This window comes from Okibacterium endophyticum, from assembly GCF_054780075.1.
The window spans coordinates 841,579-861,155 of record NZ_BAAGXA010000005.1 but is presented as its reverse complement, the minus strand read 5'-3'; the positions used below and the strand labels follow the sequence as shown (position 1 = coordinate 861,155).

At 64.6% G+C, this 19,577-nt stretch carries 14 protein-coding genes; 4 read left to right on the top strand and 10 right to left on the bottom strand.

The genetic code is table 11. The annotated features are described in order from the left end of the window. Nucleotides 1–30 precede the first annotated feature (30 nt). The 5 genes from dxs to dut form a co-directional block, all read right to left on the bottom strand. The gene (gene dxs / locus ACYVF5_RS08345; RefSeq protein WP_460945179.1) at nt 31–2,025 is read right to left on the bottom strand and encodes a 1-deoxy-D-xylulose-5-phosphate synthase; all 1,995 of its coding nucleotides are present in this window, start codon (nt 2,023–2,025) and stop codon (nt 31–33) included. Between the two features lie 135 nt (nt 2,026–2,160). Next, entirely contained in the window at nt 2,161–5,010 is a 2,850-nt protein-coding gene (locus tag ACYVF5_RS08340) for an aconitate hydratase (RefSeq protein ID WP_460945178.1), read from the bottom strand. A 171-nt stretch (nt 5,011–5,181) separates the two neighbouring features. Continuing rightward, the gene (locus tag ACYVF5_RS08335; protein WP_460945176.1) at nt 5,182–5,970 is read right to left on the bottom strand and encodes a DUF3159 domain-containing protein; all 789 of its coding nucleotides are present in this window, start codon (nt 5,968–5,970) and stop codon (nt 5,182–5,184) included. Nucleotides 5,971–5,980: 10 nt separating this feature from the next. Further along, nucleotides 5,981–6,613 (bottom strand): DUF3710 domain-containing protein, encoded by a 633-nt coding sequence (locus ACYVF5_RS08330; protein ID WP_460945174.1) that lies wholly within the window; start codon nt 6,611–6,613, stop codon nt 5,981–5,983. Then, nucleotides 6,610–7,065: a dUTP diphosphatase gene (gene dut / locus ACYVF5_RS08325; protein ID WP_460945172.1), complete on the bottom strand. Its 456-nt coding sequence runs from the start codon at nt 7,063–7,065 to the stop codon at nt 6,610–6,612. The genes ACYVF5_RS08330 and dut overlap by 4 nt, the downstream gene beginning before the upstream one ends. A gap of 38 nt (nt 7,066–7,103) precedes the next feature. Between dut and ACYVF5_RS08320 the strand changes: the two genes are divergently transcribed. Next, nucleotides 7,104–7,568 (top strand): DUF3093 domain-containing protein, encoded by a 465-nt coding sequence (locus tag ACYVF5_RS08320; RefSeq protein ID WP_460945332.1) that lies wholly within the window; start codon nt 7,104–7,106, stop codon nt 7,566–7,568. A gap of 5 nt (nt 7,569–7,573) precedes the next feature. Here the strand turns inward: ACYVF5_RS08320 and ACYVF5_RS08315 are convergent, their stop codons facing one another. Further along, entirely contained in the window at nt 7,574–7,867 is a 294-nt protein-coding gene (locus ACYVF5_RS08315; RefSeq protein ID WP_460945170.1) for a DUF4193 domain-containing protein, read from the bottom strand. A 203-nt stretch (nt 7,868–8,070) separates the two neighbouring features. On the opposite strand from ACYVF5_RS08315, the gene sepH reads away from it, so the two are divergent. After that, a complete protein-coding gene (gene sepH / locus ACYVF5_RS08310; protein WP_460945168.1) occupies nt 8,071–9,144 on the top strand; it encodes a septation protein SepH in 1,074 nt (357 codons plus the stop codon). A gap of 170 nt (nt 9,145–9,314) precedes the next feature. On the opposite strand, the gene ACYVF5_RS08305 is transcribed toward sepH, so the two are convergent. The 3 genes from ACYVF5_RS08305 to ACYVF5_RS08295 all read right to left on the bottom strand — a co-directional run bounded on the left by ACYVF5_RS08305 (nt 9,315) and on the right by ACYVF5_RS08295 (nt 14,324). Next, entirely contained in the window at nt 9,315–11,975 is a 2,661-nt protein-coding gene (locus ACYVF5_RS08305) for an NPCBM/NEW2 domain-containing protein (RefSeq protein WP_460945166.1), read from the bottom strand. Between the two features lie 133 nt (nt 11,976–12,108). Next, complete coding sequence (locus ACYVF5_RS08300; protein ID WP_460945164.1) at nt 12,109–12,945, bottom strand: DeoR/GlpR family DNA-binding transcription regulator; 837 nt, start codon at nt 12,943–12,945, stop codon at nt 12,109–12,111. A gap of 254 nt (nt 12,946–13,199) precedes the next feature. Then, nucleotides 13,200–14,324 carry an alkaline phosphatase family protein gene (locus tag ACYVF5_RS08295; RefSeq protein WP_460945162.1) on the bottom strand — a complete coding sequence of 375 codons (1,125 nt, stop codon included), beginning with the start codon at nt 14,322–14,324 and terminating at the stop codon, nt 13,200–13,202. 104 nt (nt 14,325–14,428) lie between these two features. On the opposite strand from ACYVF5_RS08295, the gene ACYVF5_RS08290 reads away from it, so the two are divergent. Beyond that, complete coding sequence (locus ACYVF5_RS08290) at nt 14,429–16,894, top strand: DNA gyrase/topoisomerase IV subunit A (RefSeq protein ID WP_460945330.1); 2,466 nt, start codon at nt 14,429–14,431, stop codon at nt 16,892–16,894. A gap of 193 nt (nt 16,895–17,087) precedes the next feature. Here the strand turns inward: ACYVF5_RS08290 and ACYVF5_RS08285 are convergent, their stop codons facing one another. Next, nucleotides 17,088–19,190, bottom strand: coding sequence for a DNA gyrase/topoisomerase IV subunit B (locus ACYVF5_RS08285; protein ID WP_460945160.1), 2,103 nt, complete (start codon nt 19,188–19,190; stop codon nt 17,088–17,090). A gap of 137 nt (nt 19,191–19,327) precedes the next feature. Here ACYVF5_RS08285 and ACYVF5_RS08280 point away from each other — a divergent pair, with 137 nt between their 5' ends. Beyond that, nucleotides 19,328–19,561 (top strand): DUF7455 domain-containing protein, encoded by a 234-nt coding sequence (locus ACYVF5_RS08280; protein WP_460945158.1) that lies wholly within the window; start codon nt 19,328–19,330, stop codon nt 19,559–19,561. The last annotated feature ends 16 nt before the right edge of the window (nt 19,562–19,577 follow it).

Genomic DNA, 19,577 nt, shown 5'->3' with positions numbered 1-19,577 from the left:
GTCACTGAGGGCAGGGCGGAGTCTCGCGGGCTAGACGCGCCGGCGCAGCTGCTCTGCGGTCTCGTGTTCCACGGCTTCGTCTGCGTCGTCGCCATGATCGTGCCCGTCTGCGTCGTCGTCAGGAACCGACCGTGCGACGGGGATCTTGCTGCCCAGAATCTGGGCGACGACATCGCGGGCGATCTGACGACCGGTCAGGCCTGCATCCTCGAGAATCTGCTCACGCGTCGCGTGATCGAGGAACGTGTCAGGCAGTCCGAGCTCATCGACTGCCGTGTCGACACCTGCCTGGCGCAGATCCTGCCTGAGCCGAGTGCCGATCCCGCCGACGCGCACACCGTCTTCGATCGAGATGACGATGCGGTGGTCCCTGGCGAGCTCGATGATGCTCGACGAGATCGGCACGACCCACCTCGGGTCGACGACCGTTGCGCCGTAGCCCTGCGCGGCGAGCCGATCCGCCACATCCAGCGCGATGGTCGCCATCGGGCCCGCGCTCACGATCAGCACATCGTGTGAGTCCCCCTCGAAGAGCACATCCACGCCGTCTTCGGTGCGGCGAAGCGCCGGGATGTCGTCGCCGACGGATCCCTTCGGAAATCGCACGACCGTGGGCCCGTCGTCAACGACGACTGCTTCGGCGAGCACCTCTTGAAGCCTGGTCGCGTCGCGCGGTGCGGCGATACGGATGCCGGGCACGACCTGCAGGATCGCGAGGTCCCACACGCCGTGATGCGAGGGTCCGTCGGGCCCGGTCACACCCGCGCGATCGAGAACGAAGGTGACACCGGCCTTGTGGAGAGCGACGTCCATCACCACCTGGTCGAACGCACGGTTGACGAACGTCGCATAGATCGCCACCACCGGATGGAGCCCGCCATACGCGAGACCCGCCGCAGACGTCGTCGCGTGCTGCTCGGCGATTCCGACGTCGAGCACACGCTCAGGGTACTTCTCCGCGAGGCGGTGCAGTCCCGTCGGGCGCAGCATCGCGGCCGTGATGCCGACGAGCCGGTCGTTCTTCTCGGCCAGGCCGACGAGGGCATCGCTGAACACGGCCGTCCACGACGGAGTTCCCGTCGGCGTCGCTATCGCCTCGCCCGTGATCGGGTCGATCTTGCCGACCGAATGGAACTGATCGGCCTCGTCGTCGACAGCCGGCGCGTAGCCTTTGCCTTTCTGCGTGATGGCGTGCACGATGACGGGAGCGTCGTAGTTCTTCGCCTGCCGGAGCGCCTCTTCCATCGCCTCGAGGTCGTGGCCGTCGATCGGGCCGATGTACTTGATGTCGAGGTTGGAGTACAGCGCCTCGGTGTTGCTGAAGCGGCTCAGAAAGCCGTGCATTCCACCGCGCACACCCCTGTAGAGCGCCCGGCCGGGCTGGCCGAGCCGATCGAACGCCCTCTGGCTCGACAGGTACAGGTTGCGATACCCCTGCTTCGTGCGCACGCTGTTCAGGAACCTGGCCATGCCCCCGATCGTCGGGGCATACGAACGCCCGTTGTCGTTGACGACGATCACGAGGCGTCTGGTGTTGTCGTCGCTGATGTTGTTGAGCGCCTCCCACGTCATGCCGCCGGTCAGGGCGCCGTCGCCGACGACAGCGACGACGCTCCTGTCACGCTGCCCCGTCATGGCGAACGCCCGGGAGATGCCGTCTGCCCAGCTGAGGGAGCTCGACGCGTGTGAGCTCTCGACGATGTCGTGCGGCGATTCCGACCGCTGCGGGTAACCGGCGAGGCCGCCGCGCTGCCTCAGCCGCGAGAAATCCTGCCGTCCCGTGAGCAGCTTGTGCACATAGGACTGGTGTCCGGTGTCGAAGACGATCGCGTCGTGCGGTGACTCGAACACACGGTGAATCGCTATGGTCATCTCGACGACGCCCAGATTGGGGCCGAGATGCCCGCCGCTGCGAGAGACTTCGCTGACCAGGAACGAACGGACTTCTGCCGCCAGCTGAACAAGCTCGTCGCTCGAGAGAGCGTCAAGATCGCGCGGACCGCTTATCGACTCAAGAAGGCTCATGCACAACACTTTCCGGTGCGGCAGACGACCGCGACCACGTCGTTAACTGTACGCGCCACACGTGGGAGAACCCCGAGGGGTTCCACGTGTGGCGCGCACGCTCAGTGATCGAGCCTCAGGAGGCGTCAGATCGTCTTAAGCGACCAGGCTCCGAAGCACGTACTGCAGGATGCCGCCGTTGCGGTAGTAGTCGGCCTCACCAGGAGTGTCGATGCGCACGACCGCGTCGAACTCGACGGTCTCTCTGCCCGGAGCCGAATGCTCGCTCGGCTCGGCCGTCACGTGCACGGTTTTCGGGGTCGTGCCGGCGTTGAGCTCCTCGATCCCGGCAATCGTGATGACCTCTGTGCCGTCGAGGCCGAGGCTCTCCGCCGTCTGTCCTGCCGGGAACTGGAGGGGGACGACTCCCATTCCGATCAGGTTCGAACGGTGGATGCGCTCGAAGCTCTCGGCGATCACGGCACGCACACCGAGCAGCGACGTGCCTTTGGCCGCCCAGTCACGGCTCGATCCCGATCCGTACTCCTTGCCGGCGAACACCACAAGAGGGATCCCGGCGGCCTGGTAGTTCTCCGATGCGTCATAGATGAACGCTTGCGGAGCATCCGGCTTCGTGAAGTCACGTGTGTAGCCTCCCTCGACACCGTCGAGGAGCTGGTTGCGCAGACGGATGTTCGCGAACGTTCCGCGGATCATGACCTCGTGGTTTCCTCGGCGTGAGCCGTAGGAGTTGTAGTCCTTGCGGTCAACGCCGTGCTGGTCGAGGTAGTGCCCTGCCGGGCTGTCCGCTTTGATGGAACCTGCGGGGCTGATGTGGTCCGTTGTGACCGAGTCCCCCAGCTTGGCGAGCACACGGGCGCCCGCGATGTCTTTCACAGGACTCGTCTCGAGTGTCATGCCGTCGAAGTACGGAGGTTTGCGCACGTATGTCGATGCCTCCGACCATTCGAACGTGGAGCCGGCCGGTGTCGGCAGTGACCGCCACCTGTCGTCACCCTCGAAGACCGAGGCGTACTCGTGGGTGAACATGTCGGTGTCGATCGACTCGTCGATGGTCTTCTGCACCTCTGCGGTGTCAGGCCAGATGTCTTTCAGGAACACGTCGTTTCCGTCTGCGTCCTTGCCGAGGGCATCCGTCTCGAAGTCGAAGTTCATCGAGCCGGCCAACGCATACGCGATCACGAGCGGCGGGCTCGCCAGGTAGTTCATCTTGACGTCTGGATTGATGCGACCCTCGAAGTTTCGGTTGCCGGAGAGCACGGCGGTGACGGCCAGGTCGTTGTCTTGAATGGCCTGCGAGATCTCTTCGGCCAGCGGGCCGGAGTTGCCGATGCAGGTGGTGCACCCGTATCCCACCGTGTAGAAACCGAGCGCCTCGAGGTCGTCGGTCAGGCCGGCCTTCGCGTAGTAGTCGGTGACGACCTTCGACCCGGGGGCGAGTGTGGTCTTCACCCACGGCTTCGCCTTCAGGCCCTTCTGAGCCGCGTTGCGCGCGAGCAGTCCTGCCGCGAGCATCACAGACGGGTTCGAGGTGTTCGTGCACGAGGTGATCGCCGCGATGGTGACGGCGCCGTGATCGATGGTGAACTCGCCGGTGTCTGAGACGACCTTCGCCGGGTTCGACGCAGACGTCGGCGCCTGGCTCGTGTGATCGTGTGCGAACTGGTGGTGAAAGCTGGTGTGGTCGGCAGACGCTTCTCTCGAGAACCCCTCGTCCTGAGAGGTCAGCCCGATGGGATCGGATGCGGGAAAGGTCCCTTCAACGGCATCGTCGACACGCGTGTGCTCACCCTCGGCGTAGTTCGACAGATCGCTCTCGAACTGTGCCTTCGCTCTCGAGAGCACGATGCGATCCTGAGGCCGTTTCGGGCCGGCGATCGAGGGAACGACCGTGGCGAGGTCGAGCTCGAGGTACTCGCTGAACGACGGCTCGACAGCGGGATCGTGCCAGAGCTTCTGAGTCTTCGAGTATTCCTCGACGAGTCTCACCTGTTCTTCGCTCCGGCCGGTCAGGCGCAGGTAGTCGAGGGTGACGTCGTCGATCGGGAACATGGCGGCTGTCGACCCGAACTCGGGGCTCATGTTGCCGATCGTCGCGCGGTTGGCGAGGGGCACCTCGGCAACGCCCTCACCGTAGAACTCGACGAACTTGCCGACGACGCCGTGCTGACGCAGCATCTCGGTGATCGTCAGGACCACGTCGGTCGCCGTGACGCCCGCGGGAATCGAACCGGAGAGTTTGAAGCCGACGACCTTGGGAATGAGCATCGACACGGGCTGGCCGAGCATGGCGGCCTCCGCCTCGATGCCGCCGACGCCCCATCCGAGCACACCGAGACCGTTCACCATCGTGGTGTGCGAGTCTGTGCCGACGCAGGTGTCCGGGTATGCGCGCAGCACTCCCTCGACCTCTCTGGTGTAGGTCACCCGCGCGAGATACTCGATGTTGACCTGATGCACGATGCCGGTTCCGGGCGGAACGACCTTGAAGTCGTCGAAAGCGGTCTGGCCCCAGCGCAGGAACTGGTATCGCTCGCCGTTGCGCTCGTACTCGATCTCGACGTTGCGTTCGAGGGCGTTCTCCGAGCCGAACAGGTCGGCGATGACCGAGTGGTCGATCACCAGCTCGGCGGGGGCGAGAGGGTTGATCTTGGTGGGGTCGCCACCGAGTTCGGCGACGGCCTCGCGCATCGTGGCCAGATCGACGATGCACGGCACGCCGGTGAAGTCCTGCATAACGACGCGAGCCGGTGTGTACTGGATCTCGGTGTCCGGGTCTGATGCCTGGTTCCAGTCTCCGATGGCCCGGATCTGAGAATCCGTGATGTTCACACCGTCTTCGGTGCGGAGCAGGTTCTCCAGCAGGATCTTCAGGCTGAACGGCAGCTTCTCGTGTCCGTCCACCGAGTCGATGCGATAGATCTCGTAGTCGGTTCCCCCGACGTTCAGGGTGCTCTTGGCCCCGAAGCTGTTAACGGTAGACACGTCGTGTTCTCCTTTGCTGACGCAGACGCGTCACACGTCTGCCTTAGTCAATCTTGGGTTCTCGGGCAAGACGAGGGCTAGCAAGGATTGCCTAACCCGACGTGCATTTCACCGACGACCTCATTTATCTTGACGTCGAGATAACTCTACCAGCTCGGCCCGGGGCCGAGGTCAATCGGCGACGACGGCCTTGCCGCTTCTCCGGTACATCGCACGCACATAGAGCCAGGTCAGCACCAGGAGCACTCCATAGAGCGGCGGACCCATAACGAGCCGGGTGATGCCGAGGGCGACGATGTCGTTGACGATGTACAGCGGCACCTGCACAACGAGCCGGAGCGCGAAGAACCCCACCCAGACCAGGGTGATCCATTGGAAGGCGATCCTCTTGCGCCGCTGCTTCTTCCAGGCGATCCCCTCGCCCATCAACGCGCCGGCTACAAGACCGATCAGCGGCCAGCCGATGAGCACGCTGATCAGAAGGCCGGCTCCGTATGCGCCGTTCGTCCAGAACCCGAGTTCGTAATAGCTGCGCCCCTCACCGGAGCGCAGGGCGAGTGCTGCCGAGATCACGAGCCCGACGAGCCCGCCGAGCGCCGGCGTCACCTGCGACTTCTGCAGAAATCGCACGAGAATGGCGACCAGGCTGACGCAGACGGGCACGGCGACAGACACCACGAGGTCGTTCGTCGCCGTGAACATCACGAGAAAGGCGATGCCTGGCAGGATCACCTCGAATATTCCTCTGACGCCCCCCATCGCCCGAAGCAGGACACGGCCGTTCGGCGCCTGTTCTTCTGCGAGCTGGTCGAGCCCGGATCTGCGTGCGGCCGCGGCGAGGTTGTCTGCGACGGATGCGGCGACATGGGCCGTGCCGTCTTCTGACGGCGTCGCACTGACGGATGATTCGCTGGGCGCGTCACCGGGGTCGGCCGGCGGTGTGGGCGGTTCGGTCGACACGATGCGTGCTCTAGGTGGTGGCCGGCGTCGCGGGCATCTTCAACGGAATGAGGTCACGGGGCGGCATGGGTGCCGTGCCGCGCACAACGACGATGCTGCGGAACAGGTCGTCGACCAGAGCCGCTGCCTCGTCGTTCGTCGCTGCCTCACCCGCTATCACTCCCCGCAGGAACCAGCGCGGCCCGTCAACGCCGATGAATCGCGCGATGCGTGTGCCGTCTGAGCCCGCGACCGGGACCTGTGCGATCAGCTCGGGCCCGAACGTGCCGTCGCGGTCGGTCACCGTGCCGCCCTGCTTGGCGATCTGCTCCCCGATCTGCGCCCGCGTCTCGTGCCACAGCCCGGTGCTTCGAGGTGCGGCGAACGGCTGCACCTGAAGGGTCGAGCCCGCATAGTCGAGACCGACGGCGACGATGCGTTTGGTCGACTCCTCGACTTCGAGCCGCAGGTTGAGACCGTCTCTGGGCAGGATCTTCACGCCGCCGAGGTCGATGTACGGTCGAACCGCATTCGCTTCTTCCTCGTCGAGCGGGCCGAGGCTCGCCCTGTCGTCCGGCGCCGATTTCGTATGCTCCGCGCCCTCGACCTCTTCGATCTCGGTGGGAAGAGCGTTCAGCTCTTCGAGGTCGTCTTTTCTGCTCATGACTGGTCTCCTGTCTGAGTGCGATAACCGGTCGAGCCGAAACCGCCGTCGCCACGGTGGCTGCCGGGCAGGACCTCGACGGGAACGAAGCGTGCCCGAGACACCGGTGTGACGATGAGCTGGGCGATCCTGTCTCCCGGCTCGATCGAATACGGCTCGGAGCGGTCGGTGTTCAGCAGCGTGACCCTGATCTCACCGCGATAACCTGCATCAACGGTTCCGGGCGAGTTCACGATGGTGATGCCGTGCTTGGCGGCCAGGCCGCTGCGTGGCACGACGAACGCGGCGAAGCCGTCCGGCAGTGCGATGGACACACCGGTTCCGACGGTGGCTCGCTCGCCCGGCTCGAGCGTGAGCGACTCGGTCGAGGTCAGGTCGGCCCCCGCATCGCCCGGGTGCGAGTATGCCGGCGGATCAGCGGCGATAATGAGTACGTCAACGCTTTCGGTCACGTGTCGAGGGTAGTGCAGAAATCTGAGTGAAGTGAGTCATCATCGTCTACCGCGAGAGATTATGGCCGGCCGCGTGGACCTACGTCGCGACGGCACTGGTCATCCCGGCGAGCCTGCTTGTGCTCGCACCGATATCGTTCCTCGCTGGCATCATCACCGCTGCGGTCCTCTATGGGGGCATCGTGGCGATGCTGCTGCTGTCATCGCCCGTGATCTCGGTCGCAGACGGGGCGCTGAACGCGGGTCGTGCGCGGATTCCCCTCGATCTCGTGGGCGAGGTCACCCCCTATCGCGGCGATGACGCCTTCGCCGAACGCGGTCCACGCCTGGATGCTCGCGCCTGGCTTCTCGTGCGCGGCTGGGTGAAACCCGTGGTCAGGGTGACGATCGAGGATCGGACAGACCCCACACCGTATTGGCTGTTGTCGACACGGCGCCCAGACGACCTCGTCGCCGCGATCGAAGGATCGCGGCGACGAGGTGAGATGAATTCAGACGGCTAGCGGGCCTAGGCTGCACACTCCGCGCAGATCGGGCCGAGCTTTGACTCGTGGTCGATCTGCGAGCGGTGCTTCACCAGAAAGCAGTTCACACAGGTGAACTCGTCTGCCTGCGGCGGAAGAACCACCACATCGAGGTCGAGGTCAGAGAGGTCTGCGCCGGGCAGTTCGAAGCCTGCCGGGTTGTCGGCGTCGTCAACATCAACGGCACCCGACATCTTGTCTGGCACGCGCTCCTTGAGGGCCTCGATCGATTCAGAATCGTCTTCGGTCTTCCGGGGGGCGTCGTAATCCGTTGCCATGTTTTTCCACTTCTCGTCTTGGGGTGCCGAGCGGTTTCGGCGGCGATAGTTTGCATCAATCCGGGGTGAATAGCAAACCAGCCGGGCAACCGCTCGCCTGTCACCCACCGCAACCCGCGGCACGCCCATGGTATTCCCGGCAAAACCGGCGAGTTCATGACACCATCAGAACAACAAATCGAGGCCTGAGAGGCAAATGAGTCATGCGAGATTTGAAGGTAATCGGCGTTGAAGACGGTGCACTCGTCGCGGCGACCGAAGAAGGCGAACGCTTTCGCCTCGTCGTCGACGAAGTGCTGCAGTCTCACGTGCGTCGGAGCAGGCAGGAACCGTACAACGGACCCAAGCTCAGTCCACGAGACGTTCAGGCACACATCCGCAGCGGCATGTCCGCCGAAGAGGTGGCCAGGCTGACGGGAGTGCCCGTCGAATATGTGCAGCGCTTCGAGGGCCCGGTGCTCGCTGAACGCGAACACATCGTCGGAGCAGCACTGAGCGTCGCCGTCATCGCGCCCGTCGACCCACAATCCGCAGAAGACGAATCGACCTTCGGTGCGGCGATCCGCGCGCGGCTGGCTGCCCTCGAGGCCTCGAATGAGACCTGGACGAGCTGGAAGGAAGACTCGGGCAGCTGGATCGTCAAGCTCTCGTTCACGTCGGCCGACGTCGACCATGACGCCCGGTGGAGCTTCGAGCCCAAGAAGCACGCGCTCTCGCCGCTCAACGCCGAGGCCATCACGCTGTCGAAACAGGGCGAGATGCCCAACGCGTTGATCCCCCGTCTTCGAGCTGTCGAGAAAGAGGCTCCTCGCCCAGATGAGACGAGGTTCGACAGCGGAGCATTCACCTTCGCCGAGGACGAGCACGACAAGGGACCGAAGCTGGAGCTCACCGCTGTCAGCCGTCCGCAGAGCTCGTCGAAGGCCACCGCCGCCGCGATCAACCGCGGTGCTGACGACACGGTCAAGCCGTCACAGTCGCACCAGACCGCCGATCTGCTCGAAGCCCTGCGCAAGCGCAGAGGTGAGCGCGAGGGCGCTCACCTCCCCGGCGACGCAGACGAGCACACGGCGTCCCGTCCGCATCCTGTTGACGTTCCCCTCGCCGATTTCGAGGAGCTCTCGTCGACCGAGTCCCCCTCCGCCACTCCGCGGAACCCGCCTGAGAGCTCTCAAGCACAGGGAGCCCCTCCCCAGCCACGCGGTTCACGACGCGGCAGAGCATCCATGCCTTCGTGGGACGAGATCGTCTTCGGAGCACGAACCGACGACGACTAAACGCCCGTCAGCCAACACCGTCTCAGCAGATTCTCGACGCGCTTCTGCGCGGTATCGCCGACGCTCGGCCTCCCGAGCAGTCTCTTGACCTTGACCGTGTTCTCTTTCGTGCAGAACGGGTTCGCCGAACAGCGGTCAGGGGCCGGAGTGACCGGCCCCTGACCGCTTGCCTAGACCCGGTTTGCTCGGCCTCGGCGGACGCGGAAGGCCACCACCGCACTGCCGCCGGCCACGAGCAGGAACACCGCCAGCCATACCGCCCCGGCGGGACTCACGCCGGTCGATGCAAGACCGGTTGCGCTGGCCACAGTCTCGCCGGAGGTGTCTGTCTCGTCAACGCTCGACGAAGACGCGGCCGTCACGGTGACGGCGACCGTCGCGAGCGTCACCCCTGAGGAACTCACCTGGATGCTGTGGGCTCCGGTCGTTGTGTCCTCAGGGACAACGAAGCCGAAACTGAAGTTTCCGGCTGAATCCGTCGTCACCGAGCCGAGGAGCACCGGGGTCGAATGCAGGCTCACCTCGAGCACCTGCTCCGGAACGAATCCGCTGCCGACGAGCGTCTGGTGACTGCCCGCCTGGACCGTGTCTGTTCCGAGGCTGATGCTCGGCAGGACCTCGTCGGTCTTCTTGTCACAGGTCACGATCGTGTTGATCCAGTTCGCCTTGTCGGCGGCCGGGTTGAATCCGCCGCTGCCGACCGTGGAGAACTCGATGACCTGCACACCGGTGACATCGACGCTGAATCCCTGACCATCGGTCGTCGATGACACCGCACCGTCGCTCGACCACAGGGTCTCGTCGTCGCCCAGAATCGAGAAGGTCGCCGAACCGCCACCACCCCCTGGTCCCCCGGTGCTGGTCGTCTGCTGCACACCGGCCAGCCCGGTCAGGGCCGAGCAGGTGCCCCCGAGATAGACGACCACACTGCTGGGAGCCTGGGTTCCCACCCCTTTGGCGTACTCAGTGCCGTTGATGTTCAGGGTGGTCCCGTCGGTGGCCGTGTCGCGCCCGATGCCGCCGTCACCTGTCTGGTCCACGACCTGGACCGCGCCGTTGGCGGAACGAGCCCAGCTCAGGTCGCTCAGCTGATGTTCTCCCTCGCCTGGCACCCGCACAAGATGGAGCACGTAGGTCCCGTCCACGGAGTACTCCGTGGAGTCCTCGCCCCACTCGTATGTGGCGGATGCGACGAGATTCGCGTCGCCGACAGCGGCATCCGCGCTCGTGGAGAGGGAGTATCGTGCCGTCAAGCCGCTCTGACCGGCCAGGTCGTCGGCGGACTCGCTCCCGAGAGCGGTCACCGTCCATCCGGACGGCGCGGTCAGCCCGACCTCGACGTCGGTCAGGTCTTCCAGGCTGTCGTTGTGCACCGTGACGTCGACTTCGGTTGTCTCCCCGGCCTCGACATAGTTTTCGCCGACGACGTCGATGGTGACGGATGGCGCGATCTGGTCATCGGCGGTCGGCGAGACGATGTACATGGCCGAAGCGTGCCCGGTCGGCGCCGCACGCACGGATGAGCCCGTCGACACCGTCGGCTCGTCGCTCCACACGTCGTCGATCTCGTACGCCGACGAGGAGGCCAGTCCTGCCGCATGGAGTTCCGACGCGTCCACCGTGATGTTCGCGCTCTCGGCCCCGCGGTTGAGGAGCACCACGGCAACGGACTGGCCGTCGGACATCGGCTTGACCCAGATCTCCTGATCGCCGTCGTCCCGGAGAAGATAACCCTGCTTGCCGCCCCAGTCCTGGTCCACCGCGATGACCGCTTCGTTTGTGAGGATGTCATGGTAGGCAGCCGTCGTGGCGTCCGCTGCCCGCTCCTCTTCGGTGTCGATGGTCCTCACGTCATTCCCCGCGATAAGAGGTGCATTGAGCAACGACCACAGAGAGAAGTGTGTGCGGTACTCCTCGACGGTCATGCCGCCGTTTCCGACCTCGAGCATGTCTGGATCGTTCCAGGCATTGGGTCCGGAGAACTCCTCCAGGCCCACCTGCTGGTCGAGCAGCGAGAGCACGGATGAGAAACTGTCTTGGATATCGAATGTGGTTCGCCAGAGCACCCCGCCCACGCTCGAACCCCAGAGCCACGGCTGGTTGTCGCCCCACTCGCAGAGCGAATAGACGACCTCCCACTCGTCGCCATTGGCGAGCGCCTCCTGCTGAACCTGCTGGATCGCGAGACCCATACGCTCGTAGCGTCGCTCGGCGCCGATCTCTTCGGTGGTGTTCACATCGCTTCCAGGAAGCCAGATGTCGACGCCGTCGTCGAACTTGGTGGGATCGGGGTTCGCCGTGGTGATGGTGTGGCCGCCGCAGTTGTCGTACTTGATGTAGTCGACTCCCCAGTCGTAGTAGTTCTTGGCGTCGATGTATTCGTAGCCCAGGCTCCCGGGGTAGACGCGCTGGCACGTCGTCGTACCCGCCGAGGAGTAGATGCCGAGCTTCAATCCGAGCGAGTGCACGTAGTCGGCGACGCCCGCGATTCCATCGGGGAACTTCTCGGTGTCCGCGATGAGGTTACCCTCGGCATCACGCGCCGTCTCCGCCCAGCAGTCGTCGATGTTGACGTACTCATAACCGGCATCGGCCATACCCGAGGCGACGATCGCATCCGCCATCTCTTCGATCAGGTCGGCAGAGACGTCGCAACCGAATTCGTTCCAGGTACTCCACCCCATCGGCGGGGTGTCAGCGTAATTCCCGAGATCGATCGGCTGCTCCACAGCCTCGGCCGGACGTGCGACCAGCAGCCCCGCAGCCGCCACAGCGATTGCACCTGCAAGAGCCGCGATCCTGCGCGGCCAGGGGTGTCGAATTCTTGACAAGATTTGCTCCACATCGTTGTAGGAGGGGACGCCGCTCAGACATCCCTGGTGATTACGAGGGACGCTAGCAGCGCCTTCGAAAGCTTGTCAAGACTTTCGATATCTTTGCTTTGTTATGTATTTGCTATGAGAGTCACGCAACGAGTACCTGGGTGCCGAGGTCCCGTAGCTCAGAGAGCGCAGCGTCGGAGGCTGCCTTGCCTGTCACAACGCTTTCGATCGCGCTCAACGGACACACAGTTGCGAGCGACACTTTGCCAAGCTTGCTCGAATCCGCGACCACCACAGTTCGGCGCGATGACGCCACCATCGCCGACTTCACCTCCGCTTCAGGCAGGTTGATGTTCGTGATCCCGTGGCGGGCATCCACTCCGGTGCACCCGATGAATGCGAGATCCGCGTGAATATGCTCGAACAGCAGTGTGGCCAACGGGTTGACGAGCGAGTGCTGCATCGGACGCACCGATCCCCCCGTGACGATCACATCGAGTCGCGGGATGCCACGAAGGATGTGGACGATGTTGATCCCGTTGGTGAAGACGGTCAGGCCACGTCGTTCGACATCGGCTGCGATAGCGGTGGCGATCGCGCTCGTGGTGGTCCCGACGTCAAGCACGATCGACATGCCGGGCTCGATCATCGCGACACTTCGCTTCGCGATGGCAGCCTTTTCCTCCTCATGCTCGGTCGCTGTTATCTCGAACGGCTTCTCTCCTTCGAGAGTCGCCGCGATCGCGCCGCCTCGCACGCGCTTCACCATGTGAAGTCGCTCCAGATCGCGCAGATCGCCACGGATGGTGACGGTGGAGACGCCGAATCGGGTGGCGAGATCACGGCTGTTCACAAAGCCGGTTCGCTCGAGCTCCGCACCGATCCGCTCCCGTCGCAACCACGTGAGACCCAGCCGTTCTCCGTCGCCGTGACCCTCGGTGGTGTGATCGTCGGTGCTGTGATCGTCGGTGGCGCCCATCGTCTTCCCCACTGCCCTGTAGACCGTTGTCGTGCTTCAACCCACTTTAGTTGAGACCGATGGTCGTGAGTCTGGCGGACGAGCCGGCGAGGGTGAGGCCGGTGTTGCGTCCACCGGGCGGATCCGGTCACGACCGGCTCGAAGACGCCGAACAAAGGACTCACCATGATTCAACGACAGTCCCGGTGCGTCGCGTTCACCCGGGGAATGGCGCGCCGGCCTCGACGAGAGGCGCTCCCGGCGGCACAGCCGCGCTACGAAGCGTATGCGCCCAGCCTCGCGAGGGGCACAAGAGTCTCCTCCGGGGTCAGCGATCCGTGCTGGCCGATCATGTTCCTGGCGCTCTGCTCCTCTGCCCGGCCGTCGTAATAGACGACGCGTTTGCGGGCCGCGACGATCACGTCGCCGATCCGCGGCACGACCTCGCGGTCGACGTCGCCGAACAGGTCGCCTGCAATGGCCTCCTCCCGCGTCATCACCCAGGCCCGGCCTCCCTCGCTGTCGTGCCAGGCCGAGGCGAGCCGCTCGCGATCCTCACGGGTTGCTCCCCGATCCAGATAGAGCTGAAGGCACCGCGGTTCTCCCCCAACGTGCATCACGTTCTCGATGAGCCCCGGCACAGCGTCGAACAGGATCTGGGATCGATGCGGCACGTCGAGGCAGCCGTGGTCGGCTGTGACGAGCACTCCGGCGCCCGGCGGGAATGACCCCATCGCCGTGCGCAGCTCGCTGTCGAACGCTTCTAACCAGGCGAGCCACTCGTCAGACTCCCAGCCGTACCTGTGGGCGGCTTTGTCGAGCTCTGGCACATAGAGGTAGACGAGCGTGCGGGGTGTCCGTGCCAGAAGAGCGGCCTCGGCGAAACGCGCCGCGAGAGTGTCGGCCGATCGATACTCCGCGCCGCGCAGCACGGCGGCGGTGAATCCAGACCTCTCGAAGCTGCGCGGGCCGACGGCATACGAACGGATGCCGTCGGCACGAGAGCGTTCGAAGACGGTTGGTGCGCGCTGCCAGCTCGGCGTCATTTGTGCATCCCACCCGGTCAGCTGATTCACAACGCGATCGTTCACCTCGTCGAGCACTCTGTAGCCGACAAGCCCGTGCACACCGGGTTCGGCGCCCGTGGCGAAGGTCGTGAGCGCAGAGGCGGTTGTGCTCGGGAACACCGTCGAGATGCTCTCGCCGACGTGAGACGAGAGAAATCGCGCGTGCCCTGAGCGTTCTCGCAGCTGCGCGGAGCCCAGGCCGTCGACGAGAACGACGACCGCCGATTCTGCCGCGCCGAGATCAAGCGGACCGCCCGGCCGGTCCATGGACAGCACCGAATTCGGCAGAACATCGGCAAGGCTTCTCGCGCCGGGTTTTCTGATGGGTAGCATTGTGGCCATTGTGGCATGGCCCGTCAGTTTCCCGCCCGCAATGCGCACCGGTCGCACCCTGTGCACCGTGTGCACCACAGGCATCCGTCACCCGAGAAACCAGGATCTTGGCAAAGAAAACCGATACACCGTCGACAGACATCGTTGAACGCATCGAAGACGTCGACGTCTCCAGCGAAATGCAGGGGTCATTCCTCGAGTACGCATACTCCGTGATCTATTCGCGTGCACTCCCAGACGCGCGAGACGGCCTGAAGCCCGTGCAGCGACGCATCCTCTACCAGATGAGCGAGATGGGGCTGCGACCGGACAAGGGGCATGTGAAATCGGCCCGTGTCGTGGGTGAGGTGATGGGAAAGCTGCACCCTCACGGAGACACGGCGATCTATGACGCGCTGGTGAGGCTGGCGCAGAGCTTCACCATGCGCGTGCCCTTCATCGACGGGCACGGAAACTTCGGGTCGCTCGACGACGGACCGGCCGCACCGCGATACACAGAGGCGAGACTCGACGTCACAGCGCTCGCCATGACGGAGAGCCTCGACGAAGACGTCGTCGACTTCGTTCCGAACTACGACAATCAGCTGACGCAGCCGGATGTGCTGCCCGCGGCGATCCCGAATCTTCTCGTCAACGGCGCCAGTGGCATCGCCGTCGGCATGGCCACCAACATGGCGCCGCACAACCTCATCGAGGTCGTCGGTGCGGCGAGGCACCTGCTCGCCCACCCGGATGCGACGCTCGATGAGCTTATGGAATACGTGCCGGGTCCCGATCTTCCGACCGGAGGGACGATCGTCGGTCTGCAGGGCATCAAAGATGCCTACGCGACCGGTCGCGGCAGCTTCAAGACCAGGGCGAAGGTCAGCGTCGAGAGCCTGTCGGCCCGCAAGAGCGGCCTCGTGATCACGGAGCTGCCGTACCTCGTGGGGCCAGAGCGCGTGATCGAGAAGATCAAGGACGGCGTCTCGAGCAAGAAGCTGAGCGGCATCTCGGATGTGACAGACCTGACCGACCGCAAGCACGGGCTGCGCCTGGTGATCGGCATCAAGACCGGCTTCAGCCCGCAGGCCGTGCTCGAGCAGCTCTATCGCTACACGCCCCTCGAAGACGGCTTCAGCATCAACAACGTCGCGCTCGTCGACGGCGGTCCGCAGACCCTCGGGCTGCGTGAGCTACTCCAGGTGTATGTGGACCACCGCATCCAGGTGGTCACAAGGCGTTCGCGGTACCGGCTGGCGCGCAAGAACGAACGGCTCCACCTCGTCGAGGGGCTGCTGATCGCGATCCTCGATATCGACGAGGTCATCCAGGTGATCCGCTCGAGCGACGACTCCGAGCAGGCCAGAGCGAGACTGATCGACGTCTTCGATCTCTCACACCCGCAGGCCGAGTACATCCTCGAGCTGAGGCTTCGGCGGCTCACCAAGTTCTCGCGCGTCGAGCTCGAGGCAGAGCGAGACCAGCTGACGTCAGAGATCGCACTGCTCGAAGAGCTGCTGTCGAGCGAAGCACGGATTCGCGAACAGGTGTCACGCGAGCTCGCCGAGGCGGCCGAGAAGTACGGCACCCCGCGCCGCACGCTGCTCACAGAGGCCAAGCCGAGCATCGCGTCGGCGACGTCGAAGAAGCAGGGTGCCCAGCTCGAGGTCGCAGACACGCCGACGCGGGTGTACCTGAGCACAACGGGTCGTGCCGTGCGCGTCGACCTGACGGCATCCGAGGAGCAGACCTCTGCTCGCGCACGGCGCCGCACGAAGCACGACGCAGTGCTCGGGGTGCTCGACACAACATCGCGAGCCGACATCGGTGCGGTGACCTCGCTCGGGCGCCTGATCGTCTTCAGCCCCGTGGATCTTCCCGTTGTGCCCGCGAACTCGCTGCAGCTCGCCGCGGGTGTCAGGATCGGAGACTATCTCGCGCTCCCGAACCGGGCTGAGCGTGTGCTCGCGCTCGTGTCGCTGACGAGCGAGAATCCCATTGTGCTCGGCACCAGGAACGGAGTGGTGAAGCGGGTTTCACCCGGCGACTGGCCGAAGAAGCCGGACTTCGAGGTCATCGGCCTGAAGGCGGGTGACGAAGTCGTCGGAGCCGCACAGACATCCGATGAGGCGGAACTCACGTTCGTGACGTCGGCCGCCCAGTTGCTTCGTTTCTCTGCGGCTCTCGTACGCCCGCAGGGCCGCTCCGCCGGAGGGATGACCGGTATCAATCTGCCCGACTCCGCTCACGTGGTCTTCTTCGGAGCCGTCGATCCACAGGCTGAGAACGTCGTTGTGACCGTGTCGACGAGTTCCGATCTCATCGCGGGAACCGATCCCGGCCGGGCAAAGGTCACGATGTTCTCGGAGTTCCCCGCGAAGGGACGCGCCACGGGCGGTGTCAGGACCCACAGTTTTCTCAAGGGGGAAGACACCCTGTCGTTCGCGTGGGTCGGCCCCGCGCCCGCGCACGCCGTCGGTCCCGACGGCACGGCACGCGTCTTGCCAGAAGCGGGGGCCAGACGGGATGCATCGGGAACACTCCTCGACACGATCATCGGCTCGATCGGCAGCGCCATCGCCCACTGAGCCGCCGACCTCCCCGCCACCTTCACCCCATCACCATCACCCTCACCCTTCACCCTTCACCGCCCGTACGCGCTACACCTTTTGTGACGCGCGCCCCTAGTTAGGGGCGCGCGTCACAAAAGGTGTAGCGCTGGGCGAACCAGTGACGCGGACCGATGCCCCACCTGCTGTGTGGGGCACGAAGGGCTATGGGTCAGACGTCGATGCTCTCGCGACTCAGGCGGTCTGCGCTGTCGACGATGAACTCCTTGCGGGGAGCGACGTCGTTGCCCATCAGCAGCTCGAAGACACGCGCCGCCTGCTCGGCGTCGGGAACCTGAACGCGCCGCAGCATCCGCCCCGCACGATCCATCGTCGTGTTCGCGAGCTGGTCCGCGTCCATCTCGCCGAGCCCCTTGTAGCGCTGGATCGGCTCCTGGTAGCGCTTGTTCGAGCGCTTCAGCTGACTCAACAGGGTCTTCAGCTCGTTCTCTGAATAGGTGTAGACGGTCTCGTTCGGTTTGGAGCCCGCGTTCATCACCACCACGCGGTGCAGCGGCGGAACGGCCGCGAAGACACGGCCCTCTTCGATCATCGGCCGCATGTACCGGAAGAACAACGTGAGCAGCAGGGTGCGGATGTGCGCTCCGTCGACGTCGGCATCGCTCATGATGATCACTTTGCCGTAGCGGGAGGCGCTGATGTCGAAGCTGCGCCCAGAGCCGGCGCCGATCACCTGGATGATCGCGGCACACTCCGCGTTCGAGAGCATGTCAGAGACGGATGCCTTCTGCACGTTGAGGATCTTTCCCCTGATCGGCAGCAGCGCCTGGAACTCGCTGTCACGCGCGTTCTTCGCCGTTCCGAGCGCGGAGTCACCCTCCACGATGAAGAGCTCACTGTTCGTGACATCGTTGCTGCGGCAATCGACGAGCTTCGAGGGAAGCGATGAGCTCTCGAGAGCGTTCTTGCGTCGCTGGGTCTCTTTGTGGGCGCGGGCCGAGATCCGCGACTTCATCTCGGCGACGATCTTGTCGAGCACCAGAGCCACCTGCGCCTTGTCGTCGCGCTTCGTCGACGCGAACTTCTCGGTGAGCGCCCTCGTCACAACACCAGAGACGATGTTCTTCGCCGCGGGGGTTCCCAGCACCTCTTTGGTCTGCCCCTCGAACTGGGGTTCTGGCAGACGCACGGTGAGCACGGCCGTCAGGCCCGCCAGCACGTCGTCTTTCTCGAGCTTGTCGTTTCCGACCTTCAGACGCCTGGCGTTCTGCTCGATCTGCTGCTTCATGAACCGCACGATGCCCTGGTCGAAACCCGCCTGGTGCGAGCCGCCCTTCGGCGTGGCGATGATGTTGACGAAGCTCTTCATCACGGTCTCGTAGCCCGTCCCCCACCGCAGGGCGATGTCGACCTGGCACTCGCGTTGGAGTTCGGTCGAGACCATCGCCCCGGTGTCGCTCAGCACCGGAACGGTCTCTGTGAAACTGCCCGACCCGGTGAGGCGCCAGATGTCTGTGACGGCGCTGTCGGTCGCCAGGTGCTCGACGAATTCCGAGATCCCGCCCTCGTATTCGAAGAGGTGCGACTCCGGTTCGTCACCGCGCTCGTCCGAGATCGTGAGGGCGAGGCCAGGGGTCAGGAAAGCCGTTTGCCGTGCGCGACTGACGAGCTCATCGAGCTGGAACTCGGCGCCCTTCGAGAAGATCGCGCGATCGGCCCAGTACCGAACACGTGTGCCGGTGACGCCCTTCTTGACCTTGCCGACCACACGCAGCTCGCTGCGGCTTTCGAACGGCGTGAACGGCGCATCGGGACTGGGGGCGCCCGTGTCGGCGAAGATTCCGGGCTCACCACGGTGAAACGACATCGCCCAGGTCTTTCCGTCGCGGTCGACCTCGACGTCGAGCCGCTCGCTCAGTGCGTTGACGACCGAAGCGCCGACTCCGTGCAACCCGCCAGACGCCGCATACGAGCCGGACCCGAATTTTCCGCCCGCGTGCAGCTTCGTGAAGACGACCTCGACACCGCTGAGGCCCGTCTTCGGCTCGACGTCGACGGGGATGCCACGGGCCTGGTCGCGTACTTCGACGCTGCCGTCCGCGTGCAGCACGATGGTGATCGAATCGCCGTAGCCGCCGAGGGCCTCATCCACGGAGTTGTCGATGACCTCCCAGAGGCAGTGCATCAGCCCTCGGGAATCGGTCGAGCCGATGTACATACCCGGCCGTTTGCGCACCGCCTCGAGGCCCTCGAGCACCGAGAGATGACGCGCGGAATAGTCAGAACTCACGGTCCCCAAGCCTACTGACGGCATCCGACGAAAGCTGCGACCGACACAGCGGCCGCGGGTATCTACGCGCAGAGCGAACTGGCGGGTGGATGGGGCAGATAATCGACGAGTCCGTGGTTGTATGGAGTAACCAGTGAACACCACGAGGTCAGGAGGAGCTCATGTCACAGATCGCAAACGAAACCGGTCACGTCGACGTTGTTGCCGGGCCCCAGCTGACCGCCGCAGACCGCTGCGACAGCTGTGGGGCACAAGCGTACATCCGTGCCGTCGTCTCGAGCGGGGAGCTCCTGTTCTGCGCCCACCACGGAAAGAAGTACGAAGAGAAGCTCTCTGCGATCGCGGAGAGCTGGCACGACGAATCCAACCGGCTTCTCGAAGACCAGCGCGCCTGAGACCAGCACAGCCTGT

Coding starts and splice junctions, on each gene's coding strand:
- ACYVF5_RS08300 (WP_460945164.1), bottom strand. CDS start 12,945: ATGGGCGCCACCGACGATCACAGCACCGACGATCACACCACCGAGGGT.
- ACYVF5_RS08285 (WP_460945160.1), bottom strand. CDS start 19,190: ATGCCGTCAGTAGGCTTGGGGACCGTGAGTTCTGACTATTCCGCGCGT.
- ACYVF5_RS08330 (WP_460945174.1), bottom strand. CDS start 6,613: ATGAGCAGAAAAGACGACCTCGAAGAGCTGAACGCTCTTCCCACCGAG.
- ACYVF5_RS08280 (WP_460945158.1), top strand. CDS start 19,328: ATGTCACAGATCGCAAACGAAACCGGTCACGTCGACGTTGTTGCCGGG.
- dxs (WP_460945179.1), bottom strand. CDS start 2,025: ATGAGCCTTCTTGAGTCGATAAGCGGTCCGCGCGATCTTGACGCTCTC.
- sepH (WP_460945168.1), top strand. CDS start 8,071: ATGCGAGATTTGAAGGTAATCGGCGTTGAAGACGGTGCACTCGTCGCG.
- ACYVF5_RS08295 (WP_460945162.1), bottom strand. CDS start 14,324: ATGCTACCCATCAGAAAACCCGGCGCGAGAAGCCTTGCCGATGTTCTG.
- ACYVF5_RS08315 (WP_460945170.1), bottom strand. CDS start 7,867: ATGGCAACGGATTACGACGCCCCCCGGAAGACCGAAGACGATTCTGAA.